The organism is Roseovarius tibetensis (genome assembly GCF_050896375.1).
In the GTDB taxonomy this organism is placed as follows: domain Bacteria; phylum Pseudomonadota; class Alphaproteobacteria; order Rhodobacterales; family Rhodobacteraceae; genus Roseovarius; species Roseovarius tibetensis.
The window spans coordinates 22,178-44,348 of record NZ_JBPBBB010000023.1; the positions used below are offsets into that span (position 1 = coordinate 22,178).

General features: G+C 66.1%; 23 protein-coding genes. 11 read left to right on the top strand and 12 right to left on the bottom strand.

Features of this window, described 5'->3' with window-relative positions; all coding sequences use genetic code 11:
* Nucleotides 1–22: 22 nt before the first annotated feature.
* From ACROSR_RS14150 to ACROSR_RS14175, 6 genes are all read right to left on the bottom strand, one after another.
* Nucleotides 23–940: a prephenate/arogenate dehydrogenase family protein gene (locus ACROSR_RS14150; RefSeq protein WP_432686138.1), complete on the bottom strand. Its 918-nt coding sequence runs from the start codon at nt 938–940 to the stop codon at nt 23–25.
* Nucleotides 937–2,022 carry a histidinol-phosphate transaminase gene (hisC, locus tag ACROSR_RS14155; RefSeq protein WP_432686139.1) on the bottom strand — a complete coding sequence of 362 codons (1,086 nt, stop codon included), beginning with the start codon at nt 2,020–2,022 and terminating at the stop codon, nt 937–939. Before hisC ends, ACROSR_RS14150 begins: the two co-directional genes overlap by 4 nt.
* Before the next feature lie 115 nt (nt 2,023–2,137).
* A complete protein-coding gene (gene rpsD, locus ACROSR_RS14160; protein WP_432686141.1) occupies nt 2,138–2,758 on the bottom strand; it encodes a 30S ribosomal protein S4 in 621 nt (206 codons plus the stop codon).
* A 248-nt stretch (nt 2,759–3,006) separates the two neighbouring features.
* Nucleotides 3,007–3,591 (bottom strand): GNAT family N-acetyltransferase, encoded by a 585-nt coding sequence (locus ACROSR_RS14165; RefSeq protein WP_432686143.1) that lies wholly within the window; start codon nt 3,589–3,591, stop codon nt 3,007–3,009.
* Nucleotides 3,592–3,631: 40 nt separating this feature from the next.
* Nucleotides 3,632–4,093, bottom strand: coding sequence for an arsenate-mycothiol transferase ArsC (locus ACROSR_RS14170; RefSeq protein ID WP_432686145.1), 462 nt, complete (start codon nt 4,091–4,093; stop codon nt 3,632–3,634).
* Between the two features lie 4 nt (nt 4,094–4,097).
* Nucleotides 4,098–4,577, bottom strand: a complete 480-nt coding sequence (locus ACROSR_RS14175; protein WP_432686147.1) for a UPF0262 family protein — start codon at nt 4,575–4,577, stop codon at nt 4,098–4,100.
* Nucleotides 4,578–4,850: 273 nt separating this feature from the next.
* On the opposite strand from ACROSR_RS14175, the gene ACROSR_RS14180 reads away from it, so the two are divergent.
* The 3 genes from ACROSR_RS14180 to ACROSR_RS14190 all read left to right on the top strand — a co-directional run bounded on the left by ACROSR_RS14180 (nt 4,851) and on the right by ACROSR_RS14190 (nt 8,735).
* The gene (locus ACROSR_RS14180) at nt 4,851–5,510 is read left to right on the top strand and encodes an ABC transporter ATP-binding protein (RefSeq protein WP_432686149.1); all 660 of its coding nucleotides are present in this window, start codon (nt 4,851–4,853) and stop codon (nt 5,508–5,510) included.
* Nucleotides 5,488–7,077, top strand: a complete 1,590-nt coding sequence (locus ACROSR_RS14185; RefSeq protein ID WP_432686151.1) for a KpsE/RkpR family capsule polysaccharide export protein — start codon at nt 5,488–5,490, stop codon at nt 7,075–7,077. Before ACROSR_RS14180 ends, ACROSR_RS14185 begins: the two co-directional genes overlap by 23 nt.
* A 161-nt stretch (nt 7,078–7,238) precedes the next feature.
* The gene (locus ACROSR_RS14190) at nt 7,239–8,735 is read left to right on the top strand and encodes a phosphomannomutase/phosphoglucomutase (RefSeq protein WP_432686153.1); all 1,497 of its coding nucleotides are present in this window, start codon (nt 7,239–7,241) and stop codon (nt 8,733–8,735) included.
* A gap of 18 nt (nt 8,736–8,753) precedes the next feature.
* Here ACROSR_RS14190 and ACROSR_RS14195 read toward each other — a convergent pair whose 3' ends face one another.
* From ACROSR_RS14195 to ACROSR_RS14205, 3 genes are all read right to left on the bottom strand, one after another.
* Nucleotides 8,754–10,028 carry a bifunctional folylpolyglutamate synthase/dihydrofolate synthase gene (locus tag ACROSR_RS14195; protein ID WP_432686155.1) on the bottom strand — a complete coding sequence of 425 codons (1,275 nt, stop codon included), beginning with the start codon at nt 10,026–10,028 and terminating at the stop codon, nt 8,754–8,756.
* Nucleotides 10,025–10,984 (bottom strand): acetyl-CoA carboxylase, carboxyltransferase subunit beta, encoded by a 960-nt coding sequence (accD, locus tag ACROSR_RS14200; protein WP_432686157.1) that lies wholly within the window; start codon nt 10,982–10,984, stop codon nt 10,025–10,027. The genes ACROSR_RS14195 and accD overlap by 4 nt, the downstream gene beginning before the upstream one ends.
* Before the next feature lie 62 nt (nt 10,985–11,046).
* Entirely contained in the window at nt 11,047–11,934 is an 888-nt protein-coding gene (locus tag ACROSR_RS14205) for a CPBP family intramembrane glutamic endopeptidase (protein WP_432686159.1), read from the bottom strand.
* A gap of 99 nt (nt 11,935–12,033) precedes the next feature.
* Between ACROSR_RS14205 and ilvD the strand changes: the two genes are divergently transcribed.
* The 4 genes from ilvD to ACROSR_RS14225 all read left to right on the top strand — a co-directional run bounded on the left by ilvD (nt 12,034) and on the right by ACROSR_RS14225 (nt 15,688).
* Nucleotides 12,034–13,791: a dihydroxy-acid dehydratase gene (gene ilvD, locus ACROSR_RS14210; protein ID WP_432686161.1), complete on the top strand. Its 1,758-nt coding sequence runs from the start codon at nt 12,034–12,036 to the stop codon at nt 13,789–13,791.
* A gap of 1 nt (nt 13,792) precedes the next feature.
* Nucleotides 13,793–14,401, top strand: coding sequence for a hypothetical protein (locus ACROSR_RS14215; protein WP_432686163.1), 609 nt, complete (start codon nt 13,793–13,795; stop codon nt 14,399–14,401).
* A gap of 136 nt (nt 14,402–14,537) precedes the next feature.
* Nucleotides 14,538–15,296, top strand: coding sequence for a DUF6478 family protein (locus tag ACROSR_RS14220; RefSeq protein WP_432686165.1), 759 nt, complete (start codon nt 14,538–14,540; stop codon nt 15,294–15,296).
* Between the two features lie 14 nt (nt 15,297–15,310).
* Nucleotides 15,311–15,688 carry a hypothetical protein gene (locus ACROSR_RS14225; RefSeq protein ID WP_432686167.1) on the top strand — a complete coding sequence of 126 codons (378 nt, stop codon included), beginning with the start codon at nt 15,311–15,313 and terminating at the stop codon, nt 15,686–15,688.
* Nucleotides 15,689–15,691: 3 nt separating this feature from the next.
* Here ACROSR_RS14225 and xseA read toward each other — a convergent pair whose 3' ends face one another.
* Entirely contained in the window at nt 15,692–17,194 is a 1,503-nt protein-coding gene (xseA, locus tag ACROSR_RS14230) for an exodeoxyribonuclease VII large subunit (protein WP_432686169.1), read from the bottom strand.
* A gap of 88 nt (nt 17,195–17,282) precedes the next feature.
* Between xseA and purD the strand changes: the two genes are divergently transcribed.
* Nucleotides 17,283–18,545 (top strand): phosphoribosylamine--glycine ligase, encoded by a 1,263-nt coding sequence (gene purD, locus ACROSR_RS14235; protein WP_432686195.1) that lies wholly within the window; start codon nt 17,283–17,285, stop codon nt 18,543–18,545.
* 103 nt (nt 18,546–18,648) lie between these two features.
* Here purD and ACROSR_RS14240 read toward each other — a convergent pair whose 3' ends face one another.
* Nucleotides 18,649–18,972 (bottom strand): 2Fe-2S iron-sulfur cluster-binding protein, encoded by a 324-nt coding sequence (locus tag ACROSR_RS14240; protein ID WP_432686171.1) that lies wholly within the window; start codon nt 18,970–18,972, stop codon nt 18,649–18,651.
* A 129-nt stretch (nt 18,973–19,101) separates the two neighbouring features.
* Here ACROSR_RS14240 and ACROSR_RS14245 point away from each other — a divergent pair, with 129 nt between their 5' ends.
* On the top strand, nt 19,102–19,470 hold the full coding sequence (locus ACROSR_RS14245; RefSeq protein WP_432686173.1) for an OB-fold nucleic acid binding domain-containing protein: 369 nt from the start codon (nt 19,102–19,104) through the stop codon (nt 19,468–19,470).
* 7 nt (nt 19,471–19,477) lie between these two features.
* Here ACROSR_RS14245 and ACROSR_RS14250 read toward each other — a convergent pair whose 3' ends face one another.
* Nucleotides 19,478–20,512 (bottom strand): NAD(P)/FAD-dependent oxidoreductase, encoded by a 1,035-nt coding sequence (locus ACROSR_RS14250; protein WP_432686175.1) that lies wholly within the window; start codon nt 20,510–20,512, stop codon nt 19,478–19,480.
* 56 nt (nt 20,513–20,568) lie between these two features.
* On the opposite strand from ACROSR_RS14250, the gene mnmC2 reads away from it, so the two are divergent.
* Complete coding sequence (gene mnmC2 / locus ACROSR_RS14255) at nt 20,569–21,246, top strand: tRNA (5-methylaminomethyl-2-thiouridine)(34)-methyltransferase MnmC2 (RefSeq protein ID WP_432686177.1); 678 nt, start codon at nt 20,569–20,571, stop codon at nt 21,244–21,246.
* Entirely contained in the window at nt 21,243–22,109 is an 867-nt protein-coding gene (locus ACROSR_RS14260) for a DMT family transporter (RefSeq protein WP_432686179.1), read from the top strand. Before mnmC2 ends, ACROSR_RS14260 begins: the two co-directional genes overlap by 4 nt.
* The last annotated feature ends 62 nt before the right edge of the window (nt 22,110–22,171 follow it).

The window sequence follows — 22,171 nt, forward strand, 5'->3', positions numbered from 1 at the left end:
GGCCCGCGCGGGCCTGACCGCATCACGCCTTCTTGACCCGTCCGAAATCGGGGGCATCCGTGTCCTGTCCGGCCTCGATGATCCCGCGCCGAATGGCGCGCGTCCGGCTGAAATAGGCGTGCAGGTGGTCGCCATCGCCGGTCCGGATTGCGCGTTGCAGCGCAAAGAGTTCTTCGGTGAACCGTCCGAGGATTTCCAGCGTCGCCTCGCGGTTGTTGAGAAACACGTCGCGCCACATCACCGGATCAGAGGCAGCGATCCGGGTGAAATCGCGAAACCCGGCGGCGGAATACTTGATGACCTCACTGTCGGTCACGCGGCGCAGATCGTCGGCGACCCCGACCATCGTGTAGGCAATGAGGTGCGGCGCGTGGCTGGTGACGGCAAGCACAAGGTCATGATGGTCCGCATCCATCTCGTCGGTGTAAGCGCCGAGCGCCTGCCAGAACCCCGAAAGCCGGTCCACCGCGGTGCGGTCGCTGCCCTCGGGCGGCACGATCAGGCACCAGCGGTTATCGAACAACTCGGCAAAGCCCGCGCGCGGACCGGAATGTTCGGTCCCGGCGAGGGGATGCGCAGGCACGAAATGCACGCCCGATGGCAGGTGCGGTGTCACGGACTCGATCACCGCGCGCTTGACAGAGCCGACGTCGCTCAGCGTCGCGCCGGGCTTCAGCGCGCCGGAAATCTCCCCGGCCACCGATCCCATGACTCCGACGGGGACGCACAGCACCACGAGATCGGCCCCCTCGCAGGCCTCGGCGGCGCTGTCACAGATCCGGTCGCACAGGCCGATCTCGCGGGCGACATCGCGTGTGGCGGCTGATCGCGCAAATCCTGTCACCTCGCGCGCGACACCCGCACGCCGGATCGCATGATCCATCGAGGACGCGATCAGCCCCAATCCGATAAGCGCCACGCGATCGTAGATCACGCTCATCGCGCGCCGCCCTTGAACTGGCCGATCGCATAGGCCACGCGGCGGCAGGCGGGCTCGTCGCCCACGGTGATGCGCAGGCAGTTGGGCAGGTTGTAACCGGCCACGCGCCGCACGATCAGCCCTTGCGACTTGAGATATTCGTCACACGCCTCGGCCTCGGCCCGATCGCCGAAGCGCGCGAGAATGAAGTTGGCCAGAGAGGTGTCCGACGGCACGCCATGCTCTGCCAGCGCCTCGGCAAGCCAGGTGCGCAGGCGGGTGTTGTCGGCGCGGCATTTCCGCGCCCAGCCAGTATCGCGCACCGCCGCCTCGGCGGTGACCTGCGCCGCGTGGCTCAGGTTGAACGGCCCGCGCACGCGCCCCAGCACATCGACCACGTGATCCGGCCCGTAGCCCCACCCGACGCGCAAGCCCCCCAACCCGTAAAGCTTGGAAAAGGTGCGCGTCATCACAACGTTGTCGTGGCTGTCGACAAGGCTTGCGCCGCCATCATAGCCCTCGACATATTCGGCATAGGCCCCGTCGATCACCAGCAGGGCCTGATCGGGCAGGCCCTCGGCCAGACGGCGCAGTTCGGCCTCGCCCACCATCGTGCCCGTCGGGTTGTTCGGATTGGCGATGAAGACCAGCCGCGTGCGATCGTTGCAGGCGGCAAGGATCGCGTCGACGTCCGTCACGCGGTCGCGTTCGGGCACCTCGACCGGGATCGCGCTGTTGGCCAGCGCGCTGATGCGGTACATCGCGAAACCGTGCTCGGTATGGATCACCTCGGCACCGGGACCGGCATAGGCCTGACATAACAGCGCGATGATCTCGTCGCTGCCAACGCCGCAGACGATCCGCGCGGGATCCAGCCCGTGGATCTCGGCGATTGCGGCGCGTAGCGCAGCATGATCGGTCGAGGGATAGCGGTGCAATTCGAATCCGGCCTTGCGAAAGGCCTCTTTGGCCGCGTCGCCCGGTCCGAACGGGTTTTCGTTCGAGCTGAGCTTGACCACGTTCGCCACGCCATCGACCCGCGTGCCGCCCCCTTGATACGGCGCGATCTCCATGACACCCGGCTGTGGCGTGATCCTGCTCATGTCGTCCCCCAATGCTTTCAAATGGTTCTAGCCCTGCGGTCCAGACCTGACCAGCACCAAAAGAAAATGCCGCAGCGCCGAGGCGCCACGGCATCCGCAGACCCGAGCGCGCGGCTCAGTTCTGCGCGTAGAATTCGATGACAAGGTTCGGTTCCATCATGACCGGATACGGCACGTCCGACAGGCCGGGCTGGCGCACGAACCTGGCCGACATCTTGGAATGGTCCGCCTCGATATAGTCGGGCACGTCGCGCTCGGCCAGCTGCGTGGCCTCAAGCAGGACGGCCATCTGCTTGGACTTCTCGCGCACCTCGATCACGTCGCCTTCCTTGACCCGGTAGGACGGGATGTTGACGCGCTTGCCGTTGACCATGACATGACCGTGATTCACGAACTGGCGCGCGGCGAACATCGTCGGCACGAACTTCGCGCGATAGACCACGGCGTCCAGACGACGCTCCAGAAGACCGATCAGAAGCTCGCCGGTATCACCCCGCACGCGCTCGGCCTCGGCATAGATGCGGCGGAACTGCTTTTCCGTAAGGTCGCCGTAATACCCCTTGAGCTTCTGCTTGGCGCGCAGCTGCAGACCGAAATCGGAAATCTTCGCCTTGCGGCGCTGCCCGTGCTGGCCGGGGCCGTATTCACGGCGATTGACGGGCGACTTGGGGCGGCCCCAGATGTTTTCGCCCATGCGGCGGTCGATCTTGTACTTGGCAGACGTGCGTTTGGTCACGGCTGGTCTCCTTCTGTGATGTCGAAGGGCGTTGTCCTCTGCGTTCCGGCGATATCCGGTCGGCCGACAGGCGTCCCCTTGCGGGGGCCACCAACACCAATGAAACCGCGCGTATACACCACCTGCCCCGGCTGTCAACCTGGCGATCCGGCTTCTTCTTGGCTGAAATACCCCCTGGGGGGCGCCGCATCGCGGCGACGGGGGGCAGCGCCCCCCTGCCCGGCCCGCCCACCGAACCGGCGGCCATTTCAGAGCGCCCGCATCCAGAACTGCAGCGGGTGGTCGGTCTCGTGGCTCTGGTCGATATCCTTCCAGCGGAACTGCGCCACGGCCCCCTCGACAGGCGCGTAGCCGCGCTTGCGCCAGAAGGCGTCCAGCGGGCGGTAGCCCTCGGGGCGCAGCGGATGATCCGCCGGGCGCACCACGCCGCAAAAGGCGCAATGCGTCCGCCCGAGGGTGCGCGCATGCTCCTCGCGCAGATCGAAGAAGCGGTGCCCGATCCCCTGCCCGCGATAGTCGCGCAAAAGCACGCTTTCGGCGCAATAGAAGATCCGCTCCAGCGCCAGCCCGGTGCCTTGGAGGGCCGCGCCGAACTCGTCCGCGTGATCCTCCATCGGGGTGCCAGTGGCCGCGCCAATCAGGCGGTCACCATCAAACGCACCCACGACGATCGCCGCGTCGCTGTCACGGTAGACCTGCAGGTACTCCTCCTCGTAGGCCAGATCACCGTCGTAGAGATAGGGAAACGCGCGGAACACCTCGATCCGCAGCCGGGCCACCTCCGGCAGCGCGGCGGCGAGATCCTCGCCCGTCAGGCGCACGACCCGGATCATGCCCCCACCTGCCATCTGCGATCGTTTCGGATGCTGTCCCTCATATGTCCTCCGTTGGCGATCCCCAATAATCGATCAGATGCCCGATGATCTGATCGCGGGTCTTGCGATACGCCTCGAGCCGCGCGGCCCGCGTCTGCGCCAGCCCGGTCGGGTCGAGGATCGGCCAGTACACGACATCGAGGTGAAAATACCGCGTCAGGTCGAGCACCCGTCGCTGGCTGGCGGGGCTGAGCGCCACGATCAGGTCAAATGACGACAGGTCGTCGCCCCATTGCTCCATCTCGTCGAAACTGCGCACGCGGTGACGCTCCAGTTCCACGTCGATCTCGCGGCACACCGCGACCGAGAACCCGTCGATCTCCATGTCGCTCTTGACGCCGGCTGACTGCACGTAGGTATCGGTGCCGTAGAATTTCTTCATGATCCCTTCGGCCATCGGCGAGCGGACAGCGTTGTGATCGCAGCAGAACAGCACCGATTGCGGCAGCGCCACGGGCATCCTGTCAGCCCCCGTGATGCAGCACGCAGATCAGCGTGAAGAGACGCCGCGCGGTGTCGCTGTCGATCTCCGCCTTGCCCTCCAGCCGCTCGACCAGAATGCGCGCGCCCTCGTTGTGGATGCCGCGCCGGGCCATGTCGATGGTCTCGATCTGGCTGGGCGGCATGTTCTTCACGGCGTCGAAATAGCTGGCGCAGATCGCCCAGTAATCCTTGACCACCTGCCGGAACGGGCTGAGCGACAAATGAAATTCCGCCGCCGGGTCGCTATCCTCTGTCCGGATATCGAAGACCAGCCGCTTTTCGCGAATCGACAGGCCCACCCGGTAGGGGCCGTCCGGCACGACGCGGTCGTCTCGGGGCGGCAGGACAAAGCTGTTCTCCTCGATCAGGTCGTACATCGCGACCTTGCGCTCCTGCTCGATCTCGGGCGTGGGCGGCGGCAGGTTGGCATCGTTCAACTCGATATGGCAGATCCGGCTCATCGCATGGTCCTCGCGCTCGCGTGCTTGGGGTCCCTTAACCCGGCGGCGCGGCCAAGGCAATTTCGGCGTGCCGGCGGCCCTGCCGTGGAAACGCGTCGTTACATCCCGGCAACGCCCGGTCGGGACCGGACCGATTTCAAGCTTTATCCGACGGAATTATCCCGCGTGTAAACGGTATGTTGTATTTGTGTCGGGCATGACGGAGGTTGTAACCAGACATTGACCTGCGGTCGTCCGATGTGGCACGGACCCGCGCGTGATCGGGACAACGCGATGATCGAATTCGATACCGTCAGCAAGTCCTTCTGGACGGGCACACAGCACAAGGTGATCCTCGACCGCGTGTCGTTCCGGGTGGATCTCGGTCACAGCCTCGGGATTCTCGCGCCGAACGGGACAGGCAAGACCACCCTGATCAACATGATGGCCGGGCTGGAAAAGCCCGATGAGGGGGTGATCCGCCGCGGCTGCCGTGTCTCGTTTCCACTGGGTTTCATGGGCGGCGTCATCAGCCGGCTGTCCGCGTTGGAAAATGCGCGCTACATCGCGCGGCTCTACGGCCTCGATCCCGACTATATCGAAGCGTATTGCAGGTGGCTTTGCAATCTCGACGAATATTTCGATCAACCCATCGGCACGTATTCGTCGGGCATGCGCGCGCGGTTCAGCTTTGCCCTGATGCTTGCCCTCGATTTCGACATCTACCTGATCGACGAGGGCATGCCCGGTTCGACCGATGTGGACTTCAACCGCAAGGCGGGCGATATCCTGCGCGAGCGTCTGCGCACGACCACCATCGTCATCGTGTCGCACGATCCCCGCACGCTGGAGAAATTCGCACGGTCGGCGGCGGTGCTGATGGGCGGGCAACTCTACATGTTCGACACCTTGGAAGAGGCAAAAGCGCTTTATGACTATGAAACCCAGGGTTAGAAAATTCCGCATCCGGCGCGACGCGTCGGTCCGCCCCTCGCGGGATCACGTGTCCGGCAACGTCTCCGAACGTGACGGGGGCACATCCGCGCGAGACACCGGCGCGGCGCCCGGGCAGGACCGACAGGCCGCCGATGAAATCGAAGACATCCGCGCCGAAGAGCTGAGCGCACGCGAGCTTCGGCTGGCGCGGCGCACGGCGCAAAAGTACGGTCTGTCCCCGGTCTCGGATCACGATGCGGTGCGGCTGTTGCGCGCGCGCGACGTCGATCCGTTCCAACGCGCCACGATTGTCGAACTGGTGGCGAAGACGGGTGGATCGCGCGACTCGTCACAGGCCGAAGGGCGCCCGAAACTGCCGCAGATCGTGCCGGACGGCGCGCGCACCCTGCCCTCGACCGAACTCAGCCCCGCGGACCGGCGCGCAAGGGACGTCTCGGAAATCCAGCGCGACATCGCCAAGCGGCGCCGGCGCAAGCTGGCGCTGCTTGTGTCGCGCCTGATGGCTTTTGTCATCCTGCCGACCGTGGTCGTGGGCTATTACTACGCGGCGATCGCCACGCCGATGTATACCACGAAATCCGCATTCCTGATCCTGTCGGCCGATGGCGGCGGGGCCGGCGGCGGCGGTCTTGGCGGTCTTCTGCCCAGCCAGTTCGCCACCGGACAGGACGCGATCGCGACCCAGGAATACCTCGAATCCAAGGATGCGATGCTGCGGCTTGACGACGATGTCGGCTTTCGCGCGCATTTCAGCCAGCCGTGGATCGACCCCTTGCAACGGCTGGACCCCGACGCGTCGAACGAAGACGCCTATGCCCTCTACAGCAAATACGTAAAACTCGGCTATGATCCGACCGAAGGGGTCATCCGGATGGAGGTATCGACCGCCGATCCGCAGGTGAGTGCCGAATTCTCGCGGCGGCTGATCGCCTATGCCGAGGAACGCGTGGACGCCCTGAGCCAGGAAAAACGGCAAGATGCTGTCAAGACCGCCACGGAAAGCCTGGAGCAGGCCAAGCAGGAACGGCGCGAGGCGCAACAGCAGCTCGTCGCGTTGCAGGAAAGCAGCATCCTCGACCCGGAGGGCGAAATCGCCAGCATCCGCAGCCTGGTGAACTCGGTCGAATTGCAGTTGCAGGAAAAAGAGCTGAACCTGAGCTTGCAGATGAACAATCCACGCCCCAACGACGCCCGCGTGGACGCGCTGAAAAGCGAGATCGAGGTCTTGCGCGCCGAACTTCAGCGCCAGAAATCACGGCTGACCGAAGCCACCGAGGGGGAGCGTTCGCTGGCATCCAAGACCGCCGCGATCCAGATGGCGCAGGCCGATCTGGCAACCGCCGACCTCGTGTTGCAATCCGCGCTGGAAACCCGGCGGCAGTCCCAGATCGAGGCCAACAAGCAGGTGCGCTATCTGACCGTCAGCGTGCGCCCCCTGCCCTCGCAGGACCCAAGCTATCCCAAGGTCTTCGAAAACACGCTCCTCGCGCTGCTGATCTTCTCGGGCATATACCTGATGATCTCGCTCACGGCGTCGATCCTACGCGAGCAGGTCTCGTCCTGACACCCGAGACCGCGCCTGACCGGCTTTGGGTCGGCGCGATGCCGCTGGTCCGCTCGCGTCACAAGGCCCGCGCCGGCCCGTGCGGGGTGCAGGCGCTTTACACCCGTGTCACGTTTTGCCAATAGCGGTGCCCAGAGATACAACCGGAAATGAGTAATTCGATGACCAAGCCACTGCCGACCGTCACCCCCAACACATGGGATTTCCTGCGGGACGCGATGATCGTGCCAACCGGTTTTCGCGAGTATGACGCGCGCTGGAAATACCCTGACGAGATCAACCTGCCCGGGATAACCGCGCTTGGCCTCGGCCTTGGCACACAGATCCGCACACGCGGCATCCGGCCCGAGATCGTCGTCGGCAACGATTACCGCGACTATTCTCTGAGCATCAAGAATGCGCTCATCCTTGGCCTGATGCAGGCCGGAATAACCGTTCGCGATATCGGGCCGGCGCTGTCGCCCATGGCCTATTTCGCGCAGTTCCACCTGGATGTGCCGGCAGTCGCCATGGTCACCGCATCGCACAATCCCAACGGCTGGACCGGAGTCAAGATGGGGTTCGAACGCCCGCTGACCCACGGCCCCGACGAGATGGCAGAGCTGCGCGACATCGTGTTGCAGGGACGCGGCGCGCCGCATCCGGGCGGGGCGTATGAATTCGTCGATGGTGTGCGCGAGGCCTATCTCGACGATCTGGCGGGCGATTTCCGGATGACCCGCAAACTGCGTGTCGTCTGTGCGACCGGCAATGGCACGGCCAGTGCCTTTGCCCCCGAATTGTTCGAGCGCATCGGCGTCGAGGTTGTGCCGTCGCACAACACGCTCGATTACACCTTCCCGCATTACAACCCGAACCCCGAAGCGATGGAAATGCTGCACGACATGGCCGAAAGCGTGCGCGCGACGGGGGCCGATTTCGCGCTTGGCTTCGACGGTGACGGCGACCGCTGCGGCGTTGTCGATGACGAGGGCGAAGAGATTTTCGCCGACAAGATGGGCGTGATCATGGCACGCGACCTTAGCAAGCTCTACCCGAACTCGACCTTTGTCGCCGATGTGAAATCGACAGGGCTGTTCGCCAGCGATCCGGAATTGAAGAAGAACGGCGTGACCGCGGATTACTGGAAGACCGGGCACAGCCACATGAAGCGCCGCGTCAAGGAACTGGGCGCGCTGGCGGGATTCGAGAAATCGGGGCATTACTTTCTCGCAGAACCCGTGGGGCGCGGATACGATTGCGGCATGCGGGTGGCCGTGGAAATCTGCAAGCTGATGGACCGCAATCCGGACATGTCGATGTCGGACCTGCGCCGGGCGCTGCCACGCACGTGGGGCACGCCCACGATGTCGCCCTTCTGCGCTGACGGCGAGAAGTATCAGGCCCTCGACCGGATCGTGGGCAGGCTCATCGCCAAGCATGAGGCCGGAGAGACCGTCGCGGGCCGCCCCATCAAGGAGGTGGTGACGGTCAATGGCGCGCGCGTGATGCTCGACAACGGGTCGTGGGGCCTCGTGCGTGCGTCGTCCAATACCCCCAACCTCGTGGTGGTGTGCGAAAGCGGCGAAAGCGAGGCGGAGATGCGTGCGATTTTCCACGACCTCGACGCGGTCATCCGCACCGAGCCGGCCATTGGCGATTACGATCAGACGATCTGACGGGCGCATTGCCGCCCTTCAGCCGTTCTCGCGCAGAACGCCGCCCGCCAGGTAAAGCGAGCCACAAATGAGCACGCGTGCCGCGTGATCGGTGGCGGCGATCCGCGTCACGGCCGCAAGCACGGTATCGGCGGTCTGCGCGCGCAGGCCGACATCACGCGCGGCAGCCGCGGTAATTTCGGCCGGAAGGGTGTTGGTCTCTCCGGGGATCGACACGGCGGTCAGGCTGTCGGCCACCGCCGCCAGTGGGCCCAGATACCCCGTTACATCCTTGGTGTTCAGCATTCCGCAGACAAGATGCGTCGCCCGCGTCGGCATGGTTGCCAGATGCCGCGCCAGCGCCCGCCCCGCGGCCACGTTGTGCCCGCCATCCAGCCAGATCTCGGCCTCGGGGGCCGCGTCGATCAGCGGCCCAGAGGCCAGCCGCTGCATGCGCGCGGGCCAGACCGCGCGGGTCACGGCCGCCTCGCAGGCCACGTCACCCGCGTCGAGGTGGCGCAGCACGGCCAGGGCGGCGCCCGCGTTCTCGATCTGGTGATGCCCCGGCAGGTTCGGCAGCGGCAGATCGCGCAGCCCGGTCTCGTCCTGGTAGACCAGTCGCCCGCGTTCTTGCATGACGTGCCAGTGCTGACCATGGGCCAGCAGCGGCGCGCCAAGGCGGGTTGCGGCGGCCTCGACCACCTCCATCGCCGCATCGGCTTGCGGGCCGACGATGCAGGGCACGCCACGCTTGACGATGCCCGCCTTTTCGCCGGCGATCGCGGCCAGCGTGTCGCCCAGATACGCCTCGTGATCCATGGAGATGGGCGTGATCACTGTGATCGCGGGCCGGTCGATCACGTTGGTCGCGTCCAGGCGGCCGCCCAGCCCCACCTCGAGCAGCGCGTAATCGGCGGGCTGTCGCGCCATGGCAAGAATGGCGGCGCATGTGGTGATCTCGAAATAGGTGATCGGCGCGTCGCCGTTGACGGCGTGGCACTCGTCGAGAATGGCCGTCAGATGAGCCTCGGATATCAGATTGCCATTCAGCCGGATACGCTCGTGGAAGCGGGCCAGATGCGGCGAGGTATAGGCGTGGCAGGTATGCCCCGCGGCCTCCAGCCCGGCGCGGATCATGGCCAGCGTGCTGCCCTTGCCGTTGGTCCCGGCGATATGGATCACGGGCGGCAGGTCGTTTTGCGGATTTCCCAGGGCATCGAGCAGGCGCCAGACCCGATCCAGCGTGAGGTCGATGATCTTGGGGTGCAGCGCCATCATCCGCTCGAGGATGAGGTCGGATGTCGGGGCGTTCATGTCTCGGGCGTGTCTTTGCCGGGTGTCTCTGGCGCGGCCTCTGGCGTGACAGGTTGCGTTGCCTCTGGCGCTCTATCGGGCGCGGGCAGATCCCCCTTAACGCCGGGCGGCAGCCGCATCAGCATCCGGACGATGGTGATCAGTTCGTCGCGCATCTCGGTGCGGCGCGTCACCCGGTCCAGCATCCCGTGTTCAAGCAGGTATTCGGCGCGCTGGAACCCCTCGGGCAGCGTTTCGCGGATGGTCTGTTCGATGACGCGCGGACCGGCAAAGCAGATCAGCGCGCCCGGCTCGGCGATCTGCACATCGCCCAGCATCGCGTAAGAGGCCGTGACCCCGCCGGTCGTGGGATGCGTGAGTACCACGATATACGGCAGCTTGGCCTCGCGCAGCATCTGCACGGCGACGGTGGTGCGCGGCATCTGCATCAGCGACAGGATGCCTTCCTGCATGCGCGCGCCACCGGCGGCGGAAAACAGGATCAGCGGGCGCTTGAGCTTGACCGCCTCTTCGGCGGCGGCGATGATCGCATTGCCCACATACATGCCCATCGACCCGGCCATGAACGAGAAATCCTGCGCCGCGGCCACAACGGGCGTTCGACCGATCTCGCCGGTGGCGACCAGCATCGCCTCTTTCTCGCCGGTTTCCTTCTGCGCGGCGCGCAGCCGGTCGGGATATTTCTTCTGGTCGCGGAAATGCAACGGATCGGGCGTGGGCGCCGGGACCGGGACATCGGCAAAGAGGCCGCCGTCGAACAGCGCCGCGAACCGGGCACGCGGATTGATAGGCATGTGGTGACCGCAATTCGTGCAGACATTCAGATTGCCCGAAAGCTCGCGGTGAAACAGCATCGTGCCGCAGTCATCGCATTTGGACCACAGGTTTTCCGGAATTTCGCGGCGCGAAAAGATCGAGTTGATCCGCGGGCGCACGTAATTGGTGATCCAGTTCATCGGGCGGGTCCCTGCCTTGGAAACGATCCAATTCAAATAAGGGGGGTGCGCGGGAAATGCAATCAGCCGCGCAGGGCCACGCGGATGGCCAGCCAGCCGCAGACGAGGACCAGCAGATCGACCGGCAGGATCGCCATGATCGCGCGGGTATCGTCGATGGCGAAGGGATAGGAATAAAGCGCCAGACCGTCGAATTGCCCCTGTGGCGCGGCGATCAGGATGGCGCTGAAATTGTTGATCAGATGTAGCGCGGTCGCCGGTCCCAGCGTGCCGAACCGCGCCGTCAGATCGCCCGCCACGATGCCGAATCCGGCCGCCCAGACCACGACGATCCACGCATTGCCGCCATAGCTCGTGGCATCGAAATGCAGCAGGGCAAAGGCGACCGATGGGACGACCAGCCAGATGACCGGCGACACGAAGCGCGCGGCCAGCTGGCTTTGCAGGTAGCCGCGAAAGATCAGCTCTTCCGCGAAGACCTGAAGGAACAGCGCGAAAAGCGCGGGCACAAGGAACAGGGCCCATGTCCCCATGTCGACATTGGGCGTCGGCGCGACGCTGTCGGGCATCGGGATCAGTGCGACGACACCGTACAATATCGCCATCGCCCCAAGCGCGCGCCCGAACTGCCGGACCGCCATGGGCACCGAACCGATCAGCGTGCCCAGATCGCGCCGATGCACGATCCGCACCACCACCCCGAGCGCCACGATCAACAGCCCGAAGGTCAGAAGGTTGATCAGCACACCTGCCGGTGTGCTGGCCTGTCCCACGCCGCCCCGCACCTGCGCCCAGCCTTCGGGGCCAAACAGCACCGGCAGCAGTGCCGCGTAGCCGAAACTCAGCACCAGAAACAGCGGCACCAGCAGCAGCACACCACCGATCAGGCGTTTCAGTCCGGCAGAGCTGCGCGCGGGCGCAACGAGAATTTCGTGAGCATCATATCGCATGTCGGTCAAGCTAGTGCGCCACCCCGCGCGTTGCAATCGGCTTGCTCCGCGCACGGCACTGGCCTAGACCGAATGGCAGCAAGTTTCGGGAGGCCACAGATGACCAAGTTCGACAAGTCCAAACTGCCCAGCCGGTATGTCACCGAAGGCGCCGCCCGCGCGCCCCACCGATCCTATTACTACGCCATGGGCATGACCGAGGAGGAGATCCATCAGCCTCTGGTCGGCGTCGCGACCTGCTGGAACGAGGCCGCGCCCTGCAACATCTCGCTCAACCGCCAGGCACAGGCGGTCAAGGGCGGCGTCAAGGAGGCGCATGGCAGCCCGCGCGAGTTCACGACCATCACCGTGACCGACGGCATCGCCATGGGCCACGAAGGCATGCGGTCGAGCCTTGCGTCGCGCGAGGCGATCGCCGACACGGTCGAACTGACGATGCGCGGGCATTGCTATGACGCGCTGGTCGGGCTGGCGGGTTGCGACAAATCCCTGCCGGGCATGATGATGGCGATGGTGCGGCTCAACGTGCCGTCGGTCTTCATCTATGGCGGATCGATCCTGCCGGGCAAGGCGCCGCAGATCGACGATATCCCCGAAGAGTTCCGCAGCCGCGACCTGACCGTGCAGGACATGTTCGAGGCGGTCGGCTGGCACCAGAACAAGCAGATGTCCGACGCGGCCCTCGATGCGCTGGAACGCGTGGCCTGCCCGTCGGCGGGCGCCTGTGGCGGGCAGTTCACCGCCAACACCATGGCCTGCGTATCCGAGGCGATCGGGCTGGCGCTGATGAATTCGTCGGGCATGCCCGCGCCCTACGAGAGCCGCGATCAATACGCCGATGCCTCGGGGCGGGCCGTCATGGACCTGCTGGACAAGAACATCCGTGCGCGCGACGTGGTGACGCTGAAATCCCTGCAGAACGCCGCGCGGGTCGTCGCCTGCACCGGCGGGTCCACGAATGCCGGGTTGCACCTGCCGGCGATCGCGCATGAGGCGGGGATCGACTTTTTCCTGGAAGATGTCTGCGACATTTTCCGCGACACGCCCTATTTCGTCGATCTGAAACCGGGCGGCGCGTATGTCGCCAAGGATCTCTACGACGCGGGCGGCATCCCCGTGGTGATGAAGGAGCTGCGCAAGGCGGGCCTGATCCACGAGGATTGCGTGACCGCGTCGGGCCGCAGCATCGGCGAAGAGCTGGACCTGATCACGCGCGAGGCCGATGGCCGCGTCATCTATCCCATCGACACCCCGATCACGCGATCAGGTGGTGTCGTGGGCCTCAAGGGCAATCTCGCGCCCACCGGGGCGATCGTGAAGGTCGCCGGCATCGCACCTGAAAACCAGGTGTTCACCGGCCCGGCACGCGTCTTCGAATGCGAAGAGGACGCGTTCGAGGCCGTCAAGGCGCGGGGCTACGAGGAAGGCGAGGTGATCGTCATCCGCAACGAGGGCCCCGCCGGCGGCCCCGGCATGCGCGAGATGCTGTCGACCACCGCCGCACTGTCGGGTCAGGGCATGGGCAAGAAGGTCGCGCTGATCACCGACGGCCGCTTTTCGGGCGCGACGCGCGGCTTCTGCGTCGGCCATGTCGGCCCCGAGGCCGCGCATTGCGGGCCCATCGCGTTGATCCGGACGGGCGACGTGATCACCATCGACGCAATCAAGGGCGAATTGTCGGTTGATCTGCCGGATGACGAGCTGGCCCGCCGCAAGGCGGACTGGCCCGGCCCGCGCGAGACGATCTACGCCTCGGGCGCGCTGTGGAAATACGCCCAGCTTGTCGGCGAGACCTACAAGGGCGCCGTCACCCATCCGGGCGCACAGGCAGAGCGGCATGTCTACATGGACCTGTGACGTGATCCGGCCCCCGAACGGGCGCGGGTTGCGGGGCGTGTGGCCGGTCTTGTGCCTGCCACTGGCCGCCTGCCTCGATCTGGCTGGCGCACCGTCCCGGACGGATACGCCAAGCGCGGTCGCCTTCTATGACGGCGCGGTGACCGTGACAGGACCACGCGGCTATTGCATCGACCCCGACAGCGTCAAACGCGAGATCGGCGGGCGCTTTGCCCTTCTGGCCAGTTGCGAAAGCCTGACAGGCCAGATGGGCATTGCCGTCGATCCCGCGGTCATGACCGTGTCGGTGCTGCCGCGCGCGGCCCAGGCTGCGCCGCCCGACGCCTCCGCGATGGCAAGGGCCGTGGGCCCCGATACCGTCCGCCGCGCCGAGGAAAGCGACGACCTTACCCTTGTCCATGTCGCCGAAGGTGGCGAGACGGTGCTGCCGGGCGGCGATCCCGCGTATTGGCGCGCCACCCTGGTGATCAACGGTCATATCGTGGGGCTGGCCGCCTATGGCCCACGGGACGGGGCCATTGCCGGGGCGCGCGGGCGCGACCTGCTGGGCGATCTCGCCGCAACGCTGCGCGCGGCAAGCCCGCCACGCGGCGCAAACGACCGGGGCTGACGGGAACGAAGGCGATTGCGGGGCACGCACGGCAGGTTTCCGGGCCGGAGCGTCCCCCGGATCATGAATTGAAAACGTTTCGGTGTTCCAATAACGAACCGACAGGCCTGAACAGGACCGAAAGGGCGCAGGCAGCATGAACATCCTCGACAGCGCCGTCCACCGGCACACCCTGCGTATCTGGCGAAAGGTCGCGCGCCACGCGCCGGTCATGGACCGTGCAGGACTGCACGCGGCACGGGCCCGCGCCAAGCCGCTCTGGACCGCCCTGAACGAGGTGATCCGCACTGCCGACGCACGTCTGGCGGCACCACGGATCGACGCCGTGCCACCGGCCACGCCTCACGGCACCGACTGGTCATGGCGTCCCGAGGTCTGGCACACTCCGCTGGCGGCGCCCGGCATGGCATCGGTGCGCTCGAAATCCACCTTGGGACACGAGGTGACCGTCTTTCACGATTGCCCCCGGTCAGAGCTTGCGGTGCGTCAGACACGCAACACGCGCGCCGACGACCGCGCGCCCTACGGCCTGCAGCTTGAGGTGTTCGCCTTCGAGGGGTCGTTCCTGTCGCTGGTGCTCGACCTGCCGCGATCGGCGATCGAGGGTCTGACGCGACAGCATCTTGTGCGGCTCGACACGATCATCGCGGTGGAAACCCCTGTAAAGATCTTCGCCCGGCTCAACGTCAGGCACGGCCCGAACACGGAACAGCTCGTGCGCGAACTGCCCCTCGACGCCCCCGAGACCACGGTCGAGTTCGATCTCGCCTATTCGAAACTCGACGACAGGCGGTTGGGGCACGCATGGATCGACCTGATCCTCGACACCCCGCATATGAGCCATGTCGCAGTGCATGACGTCACACTGAGCCGCCGCCTGCGGGCCGCTCTCTGACGAAAGGACCGAATATGACCGATCTGACGGTGACCGAATCCCGGCTGGTCGAGGGGATCTGGGCTGGCGTGCTGGCAGGCGCCCCCACGGACGGGCCGACCCCGGAGATCGAGGTAACGCACCTTCAGACCCGCTTGCCGGATGTCGAGGTGATCGCACGACCCGAGGCAGGGGATTGGGTGCTGCGCGTCCCGGTCCCGCCCGAGACGCTGTCGGACGGTGTGCAGACCTATCTGATCCACGATGTGAAAAGCGGCACGGTGCTGGACAGTTTCACGGTGCTGGCCGGCGATGTTCTGGCCCATGACATCCGTTCAGAACTGGCCCTTTTGCGCGAAGAGCTGGATCTGCTCAAACGTGCGTTCCGGCAGCATTGTCGCGAAACGACATGAGGCTCAGAACAGGCTGCCCTGCTCCTTTGGCGGGTCTTTCGGCCTGGGCGCGGGCTTGGCCGGTTTGCGCGGCGCGTCCGCTGCGTCACCAAGGCTGAGCGTGCCGTCGGCGAACTCGATCTCCAGCATCGTGGCCTCGGCGGCGCGGTCGCGCGTGGTCACCAGTTCGCCGTCGCCGCGCACCACCGCGTAGCCGCGCCGCAGCGTCTCCTTGTACCCCAGCGTCTCGCGCAGCCGGTCGAGCGTTTCCATCCGCTCGCGCCAGCCCTGAACCTGCCGGTTCGCGGCGTCAGAGAACCGCGTGCTCAGCCGGTCGAGATCACGCTTTTTCTGGTCGATCTCGCGTGTCAGGGCACGTGTGTTCAGCCGCGCGGCGGTGTCGCGCAACCGGCGCCTGTCGCCCTCGACCGCGCGGCGCAACAGTGACGGGCGCAGCGCACCCGCCCGTTCGGACAGCGCGACGCGCCGCACCTGCACCGTGCGGATCAGCGCGGCGGGCAGACGTTCGGCCCATGTGTCGAACCGTTGGCGGGGTGTTTCGAGCAGGGTTTCGGGGCTAGGCAAGGCGCGCGACAGATCCCGCAAGCGTTGCCCGCGCAGCCCGATCGCGTTGCCTTGCGCCTGGCTGAGCCGCGCCGCCTGCTTATCCAGCCACGCCAGCAGATCCAGCCGCACCGGCACCGCCAGTTCCGCCGCCGCCGTCGGCGTCGGCGCGCGCTTGTCCGAGGCGAAATCGATCAGCGTCGTGTCGGTCTCGTGGCCCACGGCCGAGATCAGCGGGATGTCGCTTTCGGCGGCGGCACGCACCACGGCCTCGTCGTTGAAGCCCCACAGATCCTCGACCGAGCCACCGCCACGCGCGACGATGATCAGGTCCGGCCGCGGCACCGCACCGCCCGGCGTCATGGCGTTGAATCCACGGATCGCACGCGCCACCTCGGGCGCGCATTTCTCGCCCTGTACCGCGACCGGCCAGATCAGCACCTTGCGCGGGAACCGCTCGCGCAAGCGGTGCAGGATGTCGCGGATCACCGCGCCCGAGGGTGAGGTGACGACGCCGATGATCTCGGGCAGATAGGGCAAGGGGCGCTTGCGCTCGGCGGCGAACAGCCCTTCGGCCTCCAGCGCCTTCTTGCGCTTTTCCAGCATCGCCATCAGCGCGCCGACGCCCGCGGGCTTTATGTCCTCGATCACGATCTGGTAGCGCGACTGACCGCCAAAGGTCGTCAGCCGCCCGGTCGCGACGACCTCCATCCCCTCTTCGGGCTGGACCGAAAGACGCGACGCCACGCCCTTCCAGATCACCCCCGACAACACCGACCGGTCGTCCTTGAGGTCAAGGTAGATATGCCCCGAGCGCGGCCGCGCGATGCGACCCAGTTCGCCGCGCACGCGGACATGGCCGAATTCCCCCTCGATCACCCGCTTGATCGCGCCCGAAAGCTCGGTGACCGAGAATTCGGGCGCGTTCTCGCCGGGGTCGGGATCGTCGATGAGGTCGGACATGGCCCTGCCTTTTCGTGCTTTGGCTTGTGTCTGGTTTCGCACCACCCTAGAACGCGACGCAGCCAAGGCCAAGACGGAGATGCGCGGCATGAACATCCTGATCCTCGGCGGCGGCGGCCGCGAGCATGCCCTGGCCTGGGCGGTGCTTCAGAACCCCAAATGCGACCGGCTGATCGTGGCGCCGGGCAATGCCGGCATCAAAGAGATCGCCGAATGTGCCACGCTCGACCTGTCGGATGGCGGCGCGATCGCGGGGTTCTGTGACGCCGAAGCGGTGGATTTCGTGATCATCGGCCCCGAGGCCCCGCTTGTCGCGGGCGTGGCCGACCGGCTGCGCGACGCCGGGTTGTTGGTTTTCGGGCCGGGGGCCGACGCGGCGCGGCTGGAGGCGTCCAAGCACTTTGCCAAGGAGATATGCGAGGCTGCGGGGGCGCCGACCGCGGCCTATGCCCATTTCACCGATCACGCGGCCGCCCGCGCGCATGTGCAGGCAAAAGGGGCCCCTATCGTGATCAAGGCCGACGGTCTGGCCGCGGGCAAGGGCGTCATCGTCGCCGAGACCGAGGACCAGGCCCTTGCCGCGCTTGACGACATGTTCGGCGGCAGTTTCGGCACCGCCGGCGCCGAGGTGGTGATCGAAGAGATGATGACCGGCGAAGAGGCCTCTTTTTTCGTGCTCTGCGATGGCGAGACGGCGCTGCCCATCGGCACGGCGCAGGACCACAAGCGCGCGGGCGAGGGCGATACCGGCCCCAACACGGGCGGCATGGGGGCCTATTCGCCCGCGCCGGTGATGACGCCAGAGGTGACCGACACCGCCCTCGACGCAATCGTGCGCCCGGTGCTGGCGGAAATGGCGCGACGCGGTACGCCCTATCAGGGGGTGCTGTTCGTCGGCCTGATGATCGAGGCGGGCCAGCCCCGGCTGGTCGAGTTCAATGTGCGGTTCGGCGATCCGGAATGTCAGGCCCTGATGATGCGGCTTGGCGGCCAGATCCTCGACCTGATGCAGGCGGTGGCCGAGGGGCGGTTGGCCGGGATGCCGGTGAACTGGGCCGAGGATCACGCGATAAGCGTGGTGATGGCCGCGGCAGGCTATCCAGGGGCGTATGACAAGGGCAGTGTGATCAGCGGCATCGAGGATTGCCCCGAGGACAGCTTTCATCAGGTGTTTCACGCCGGCACGGCACGGGACAAGGGGCGATATGTCGCCAATGGCGGGCGCGTTCTGGCGGTCACGGCGCGTGGTGCAAGCTTGCGCGAAGCGGCTGACCGAGCCTACGGCTTGGTCGACCGGATCGACTGGCCGGACGGGTTTTGCCGTCGCGATATCGGGTGGCGCGCGCTCTGACATTCCATGTTTCGAATTGCGCTGCGCGCAATCCGACCGGGGCGAGGGGCGCTGCCCCTCGCGCTCCCCGGGGTATTTTCGCCAAGAAGAAACAGGGACGCGGTCAGATCTGCTTTTCGGGCATCTGCACCACCAGCCCGTCAAGCGCGTCGTTGACCTTGAGCTGGCAGGTCAGGCGCGAACGCTCGGGATCGGGCTGGTATGCGAAATCGAGCATGTCCTCTTCCATGTCCTCCTTGGCGGGCAACTTTCCGACCCAGGCTGGATCGACATAGACATGGCAGGTCGAACATGCGCAGGCGCCGCCGCAATCGGCCTCGATTCCGGGGATGTTGTTGTCGCGTGCGCCCTCCATCACGGTCAGGCCGGTAGGAACCTCGACCTCGTGAGGGGTGCCGTTATGCTCGATATAGGTAATCCTGGCCATGGCTGGCATGCTCCCTTTGCTCGCGTGTTATCGGGCTACCTAGCCAAGCCCCCTGCCGGAGACCACCCCCATTTGCGGCGCATTGCCAAAAGAGTTGTGTCACATGGTATTTGTTCTATTTTTGTTTCCATGACGACTCATCTGCCGCATCCACCCTCTGCCGTTGTGGCCACGCAGCTTGCCGCATCATCCGCGGGGGCGCGTGTCACTGTGGCGGGGCTGGTTCTCTTGCGGCAGCGGCCCGGTACCGCGCAGGGCGTGGTCTTCGTGACGCTGGAGGACGAGACCGGCGTGGTGAACGTGGTGATCTGGCGCAATGTCTTCGAGACGTTTCGTCGCGCGGTGGTCTCGGGACGGCTGTTGCGGGTGACCGGCCGGGTAGAACGGCAGGCCGGCGTCATACATGTCGTGGCCGAGCTGATCGAGGACATCTCGGGGCTGCTTGATCAATTGGGCGATCCGGACAGCGGGCTTTCTCAGCCTGCCGGGGCAGGTTGAGCGTGCGTCACAGCGACGCTTCCGGCCGGAAGTCTTCGGGGATCGCATCGCGCCCGTCGAGCATCAGGTCGGCCATCACCCCAGCCACCTTCGGGGCCATGCCGAAACCGATCTTGAACCCGCCATTGGCGATGAACTGGCCCGCATGCAGCGGATGCGTGCCCAGCATCGGCGCACGGCTGCGGGCGCGCGGCCGCACCCCGGCCCAACGGGCAACCACGCGCGCCCCGGCCAGCACAGGCACCGCCGCCATCGCCCGCGCGATCACCGCGTCGAGCTGGTCATCGGTGCCGGCGGGATCGTCATAGACACGTTCGGAGGTCGAGCCGATGGCGGTCGTGCCATCCGCATGTGGCACGATATGCAGCCCGTCAGCGAAAAGCTGCGGCCGGTCGCGCATATCGAGATCCAAGAGAGCGGCCTGCCCCTTGACGCCGCCCCCGACAAGACGGGGGTGCCCGGCGTTCAGCGCCTCCAGCCCCACGACACCGGTGGCCCAGAGCACGCACCCCTCGTCCGGGCCCTCGCACAGCACCTCTGCGCTCTTGGCCTGCAACGCCGCGGCCAGTGCGTCGCAGGCGCGCCGGGGGTGCAGGCGCGCGGTCAGCGTATCGTGAATGACGTAGCCGGTCGGGCTGTACGGGCACCAGTCGCCCGTCGCAGGTGCCACGCGCCATGCGGCCTTATCTTGCCACAGCCGGCGCGCGCTGATCTCCCGGTCGTGCGCAAGCTTCAGTGCGGCCTCATCGGTCACCGGCTGCACGCGGCCGGTCCGCGCATAGCCGGGTGACAGGCCCGACACCGCAGCCACCTCCGCCCAGAAATCCTCGGCCATGATCAGGCTGTCGAACTGGAACGCCTTCTTGTCATTCCAGTTTTCCGGCACGTGCGGGGCAAGCGCGCCGACGATACCGCCCGACGCGCCCGCGCCGGGGCCGTGCGGGTCGATCACCCGCACTTTCGCGCCACGCTGCGCACAGGCCCAGGCCACCGACAGCCCGAAGATCCCCGCGCCGCGCACTGTCACATCAGCCGTTGTCATTCCGCCGCCTCCGCGCGATGCTTTGCCCCGTTCCGCCTGTCCTAGAGGATCACCGCATGCAGGACCATCCCGCCGATCTCGTCTGGCGTGACGACGATGTGCCCGTCTCGGCGATGTTCGACGATCCTTATTTCAGTCTCGAGAACGGGTTGGCCGAAACACGGCACGTGTTTCTTTCCGGCAATGACCTGCCGGCGCGGTTCCGCGACGGGTTTCACATCGCCGAGTTGGGGTTCGGCACCGGGCTGAACCTGCTGGCGGCGCTTGCGGCGTGGCGCGCGGCGGGCGTGTCGGGGCGGCTGCACTACACCTCGTTCGAGGCCTGGCCGATCGCCCCAGCCGACATGCGGAGGGCGCATAGCCGGTTTGCGGAAATCGAACCGATTGCAACCGAGCTTGCGCCCTTCTGGCGGGCAGGCGCAACCCGGATCGAGCGCCCGGATCTGAGCTTCAGGCTTGTTACCGGCGATGCACGCCACACGCTAACCCATTGGCACGACATGGCCGATGCGTGGTTTCTCGACGGGTTTTCGCCGGCGAAGAACCCCGCACTCTGGCAGCCGGATCTGATGGCCGAGGTCGCGCGCCACACATGTCCCGGCGGCACGGCCGCGACCTATACCGCCGCCGGTTTCGTGCGCCGGGGGCTTGCAGAGGCGGGCTTTCACGTGAGACGCCAACCGGGATATGGCCGTAAACGGCACATGACCGTGGCCGTGAAAGGCAGCGCATGACGGAACAGAATACCCGGCTCGGCATCTGGATGATGGTGCTGACGACCTTCATCTTTGCGGTTCAGGACGGCATCTCGCAACATCTGGCCGGGGAATACAACGTGCTGATGGTGGTGATGATCCGCTACTGGTTCTTTGCCGCCTTCGTGATAACCGTGGCCGCCCGCCAGGCCGGGGGCTTGCGCGCCGCGGCCGCCACGTCGCAACCGCTGATGCAGGGGTTTCGCGCGGTGCTGCTGATCGCCGAGATCTGCATCATGGTCTTCGGCTTTACCCTGCTGGGGCTTGTCGAAAGCCACGCGGTCTTTGCCTGCTACCCGCTGTTGATCGCGGCCCTGTCCGGGCCCGTGCTGGGCGAGCGTGTCGGCTGGCGCCGGTGGGTCGCGATCGGGGTCGGGTTCATCGGGGTGATCATCATCCTCAAGCCCGGTTTCGGGGTGTTCCAGCCGCAGGCGGTGGTGCCGTTCATCGCGGCGCTGATGTTCGCGCTGTACGGGCTTTTGACGCGCTACGTGGCCCACCGGGATAGCGCGGCCACGTCATTTTTCTGGACCGGAACTGTCGGATCGGTCGCGATGACGGGGGTAGGCATATGGTTCTGGGAGCCGATGACGGCCCCGGACTGGGCGTGGATGGCCGCGCTTTGCGTGACCGGGGCTGCGGGGCATTTCACGCTGATCAAATGCTACGAGGTCGCGGAGGCGAGCGCGGTGCAGCCTTTTGCCTATCTGCAACTTCTGTTTGCCAGCACCCTTGGAATCCTCGTGTTTTCCGAGACGATCCGGCTCAACGTGGCGCTTGGTGCGGCGTTGATCGTGGGCGCCGGGCTGTTCACGCTGTGGCGGCAGCGGCAGGCGCGGTGACGTCTGCATGAAAAAGCCCCGTGTCCGGGCGTGGACACGGGGCACAACGATGGTGGGGCCGG

What these genes read in the sequence shown, in the direction of transcription:
- accD (WP_432686157.1), bottom strand. Translation starts at nt 10,984, where the DNA reads ATGAACTGGATCACCAATTACGTGCGCCCGCGGATCAACTCGATCTTT.
- ACROSR_RS14205 (WP_432686159.1), bottom strand. Translation starts at nt 11,934, where the DNA reads ATGCGATATGATGCTCACGAAATTCTCGTTGCGCCCGCGCGCAGCTCT.
- ilvD (WP_432686161.1), top strand. Translation starts at nt 12,034, where the DNA reads ATGACCAAGTTCGACAAGTCCAAACTGCCCAGCCGGTATGTCACCGAA.
- mnmC2 (WP_432686177.1), top strand. Translation starts at nt 20,569, where the DNA reads ATGCAGGACCATCCCGCCGATCTCGTCTGGCGTGACGACGATGTGCCC.
- ACROSR_RS14190 (WP_432686153.1), top strand. Translation starts at nt 7,239, where the DNA reads ATGACCAAGCCACTGCCGACCGTCACCCCCAACACATGGGATTTCCTG.
- xseA (WP_432686169.1), bottom strand. Translation starts at nt 17,194, where the DNA reads ATGTCCGACCTCATCGACGATCCCGACCCCGGCGAGAACGCGCCCGAA.
- ACROSR_RS14185 (WP_432686151.1), top strand. Translation starts at nt 5,488, where the DNA reads ATGACTATGAAACCCAGGGTTAGAAAATTCCGCATCCGGCGCGACGCG.
- ACROSR_RS14240 (WP_432686171.1), bottom strand. Translation starts at nt 18,972, where the DNA reads ATGGCCAGGATTACCTATATCGAGCATAACGGCACCCCTCACGAGGTC.
- ACROSR_RS14225 (WP_432686167.1), top strand. Translation starts at nt 15,311, where the DNA reads ATGACCGATCTGACGGTGACCGAATCCCGGCTGGTCGAGGGGATCTGG.
- ACROSR_RS14250 (WP_432686175.1), bottom strand. Translation starts at nt 20,512, where the DNA reads ATGACAACGGCTGATGTGACAGTGCGCGGCGCGGGGATCTTCGGGCTG.
- ACROSR_RS14175 (WP_432686147.1), bottom strand. Translation starts at nt 4,577, where the DNA reads ATGAGCCGGATCTGCCATATCGAGTTGAACGATGCCAACCTGCCGCCG.
- ACROSR_RS14260 (WP_432686179.1), top strand. Translation starts at nt 21,243, where the DNA reads ATGACGGAACAGAATACCCGGCTCGGCATCTGGATGATGGTGCTGACG.
- ACROSR_RS14245 (WP_432686173.1), top strand. Translation starts at nt 19,102, where the DNA reads ATGACGACTCATCTGCCGCATCCACCCTCTGCCGTTGTGGCCACGCAG.
- ACROSR_RS14180 (WP_432686149.1), top strand. Translation starts at nt 4,851, where the DNA reads ATGATCGAATTCGATACCGTCAGCAAGTCCTTCTGGACGGGCACACAG.
- ACROSR_RS14170 (WP_432686145.1), bottom strand. Translation starts at nt 4,093, where the DNA reads ATGCCCGTGGCGCTGCCGCAATCGGTGCTGTTCTGCTGCGATCACAAC.
- ACROSR_RS14195 (WP_432686155.1), bottom strand. Translation starts at nt 10,028, where the DNA reads ATGAACGCCCCGACATCCGACCTCATCCTCGAGCGGATGATGGCGCTG.
- purD (WP_432686195.1), top strand. Translation starts at nt 17,283, where the DNA reads ATGAACATCCTGATCCTCGGCGGCGGCGGCCGCGAGCATGCCCTGGCC.
- ACROSR_RS14165 (WP_432686143.1), bottom strand. Translation starts at nt 3,591, where the DNA reads ATGATCCGGGTCGTGCGCCTGACGGGCGAGGATCTCGCCGCCGCGCTG.
- ACROSR_RS14220 (WP_432686165.1), top strand. Translation starts at nt 14,538, where the DNA reads ATGAACATCCTCGACAGCGCCGTCCACCGGCACACCCTGCGTATCTGG.
- ACROSR_RS14150 (WP_432686138.1), bottom strand. Translation starts at nt 940, where the DNA reads ATGAGCGTGATCTACGATCGCGTGGCGCTTATCGGATTGGGGCTGATC.
- hisC (WP_432686139.1), bottom strand. Translation starts at nt 2,022, where the DNA reads ATGAGCAGGATCACGCCACAGCCGGGTGTCATGGAGATCGCGCCGTAT.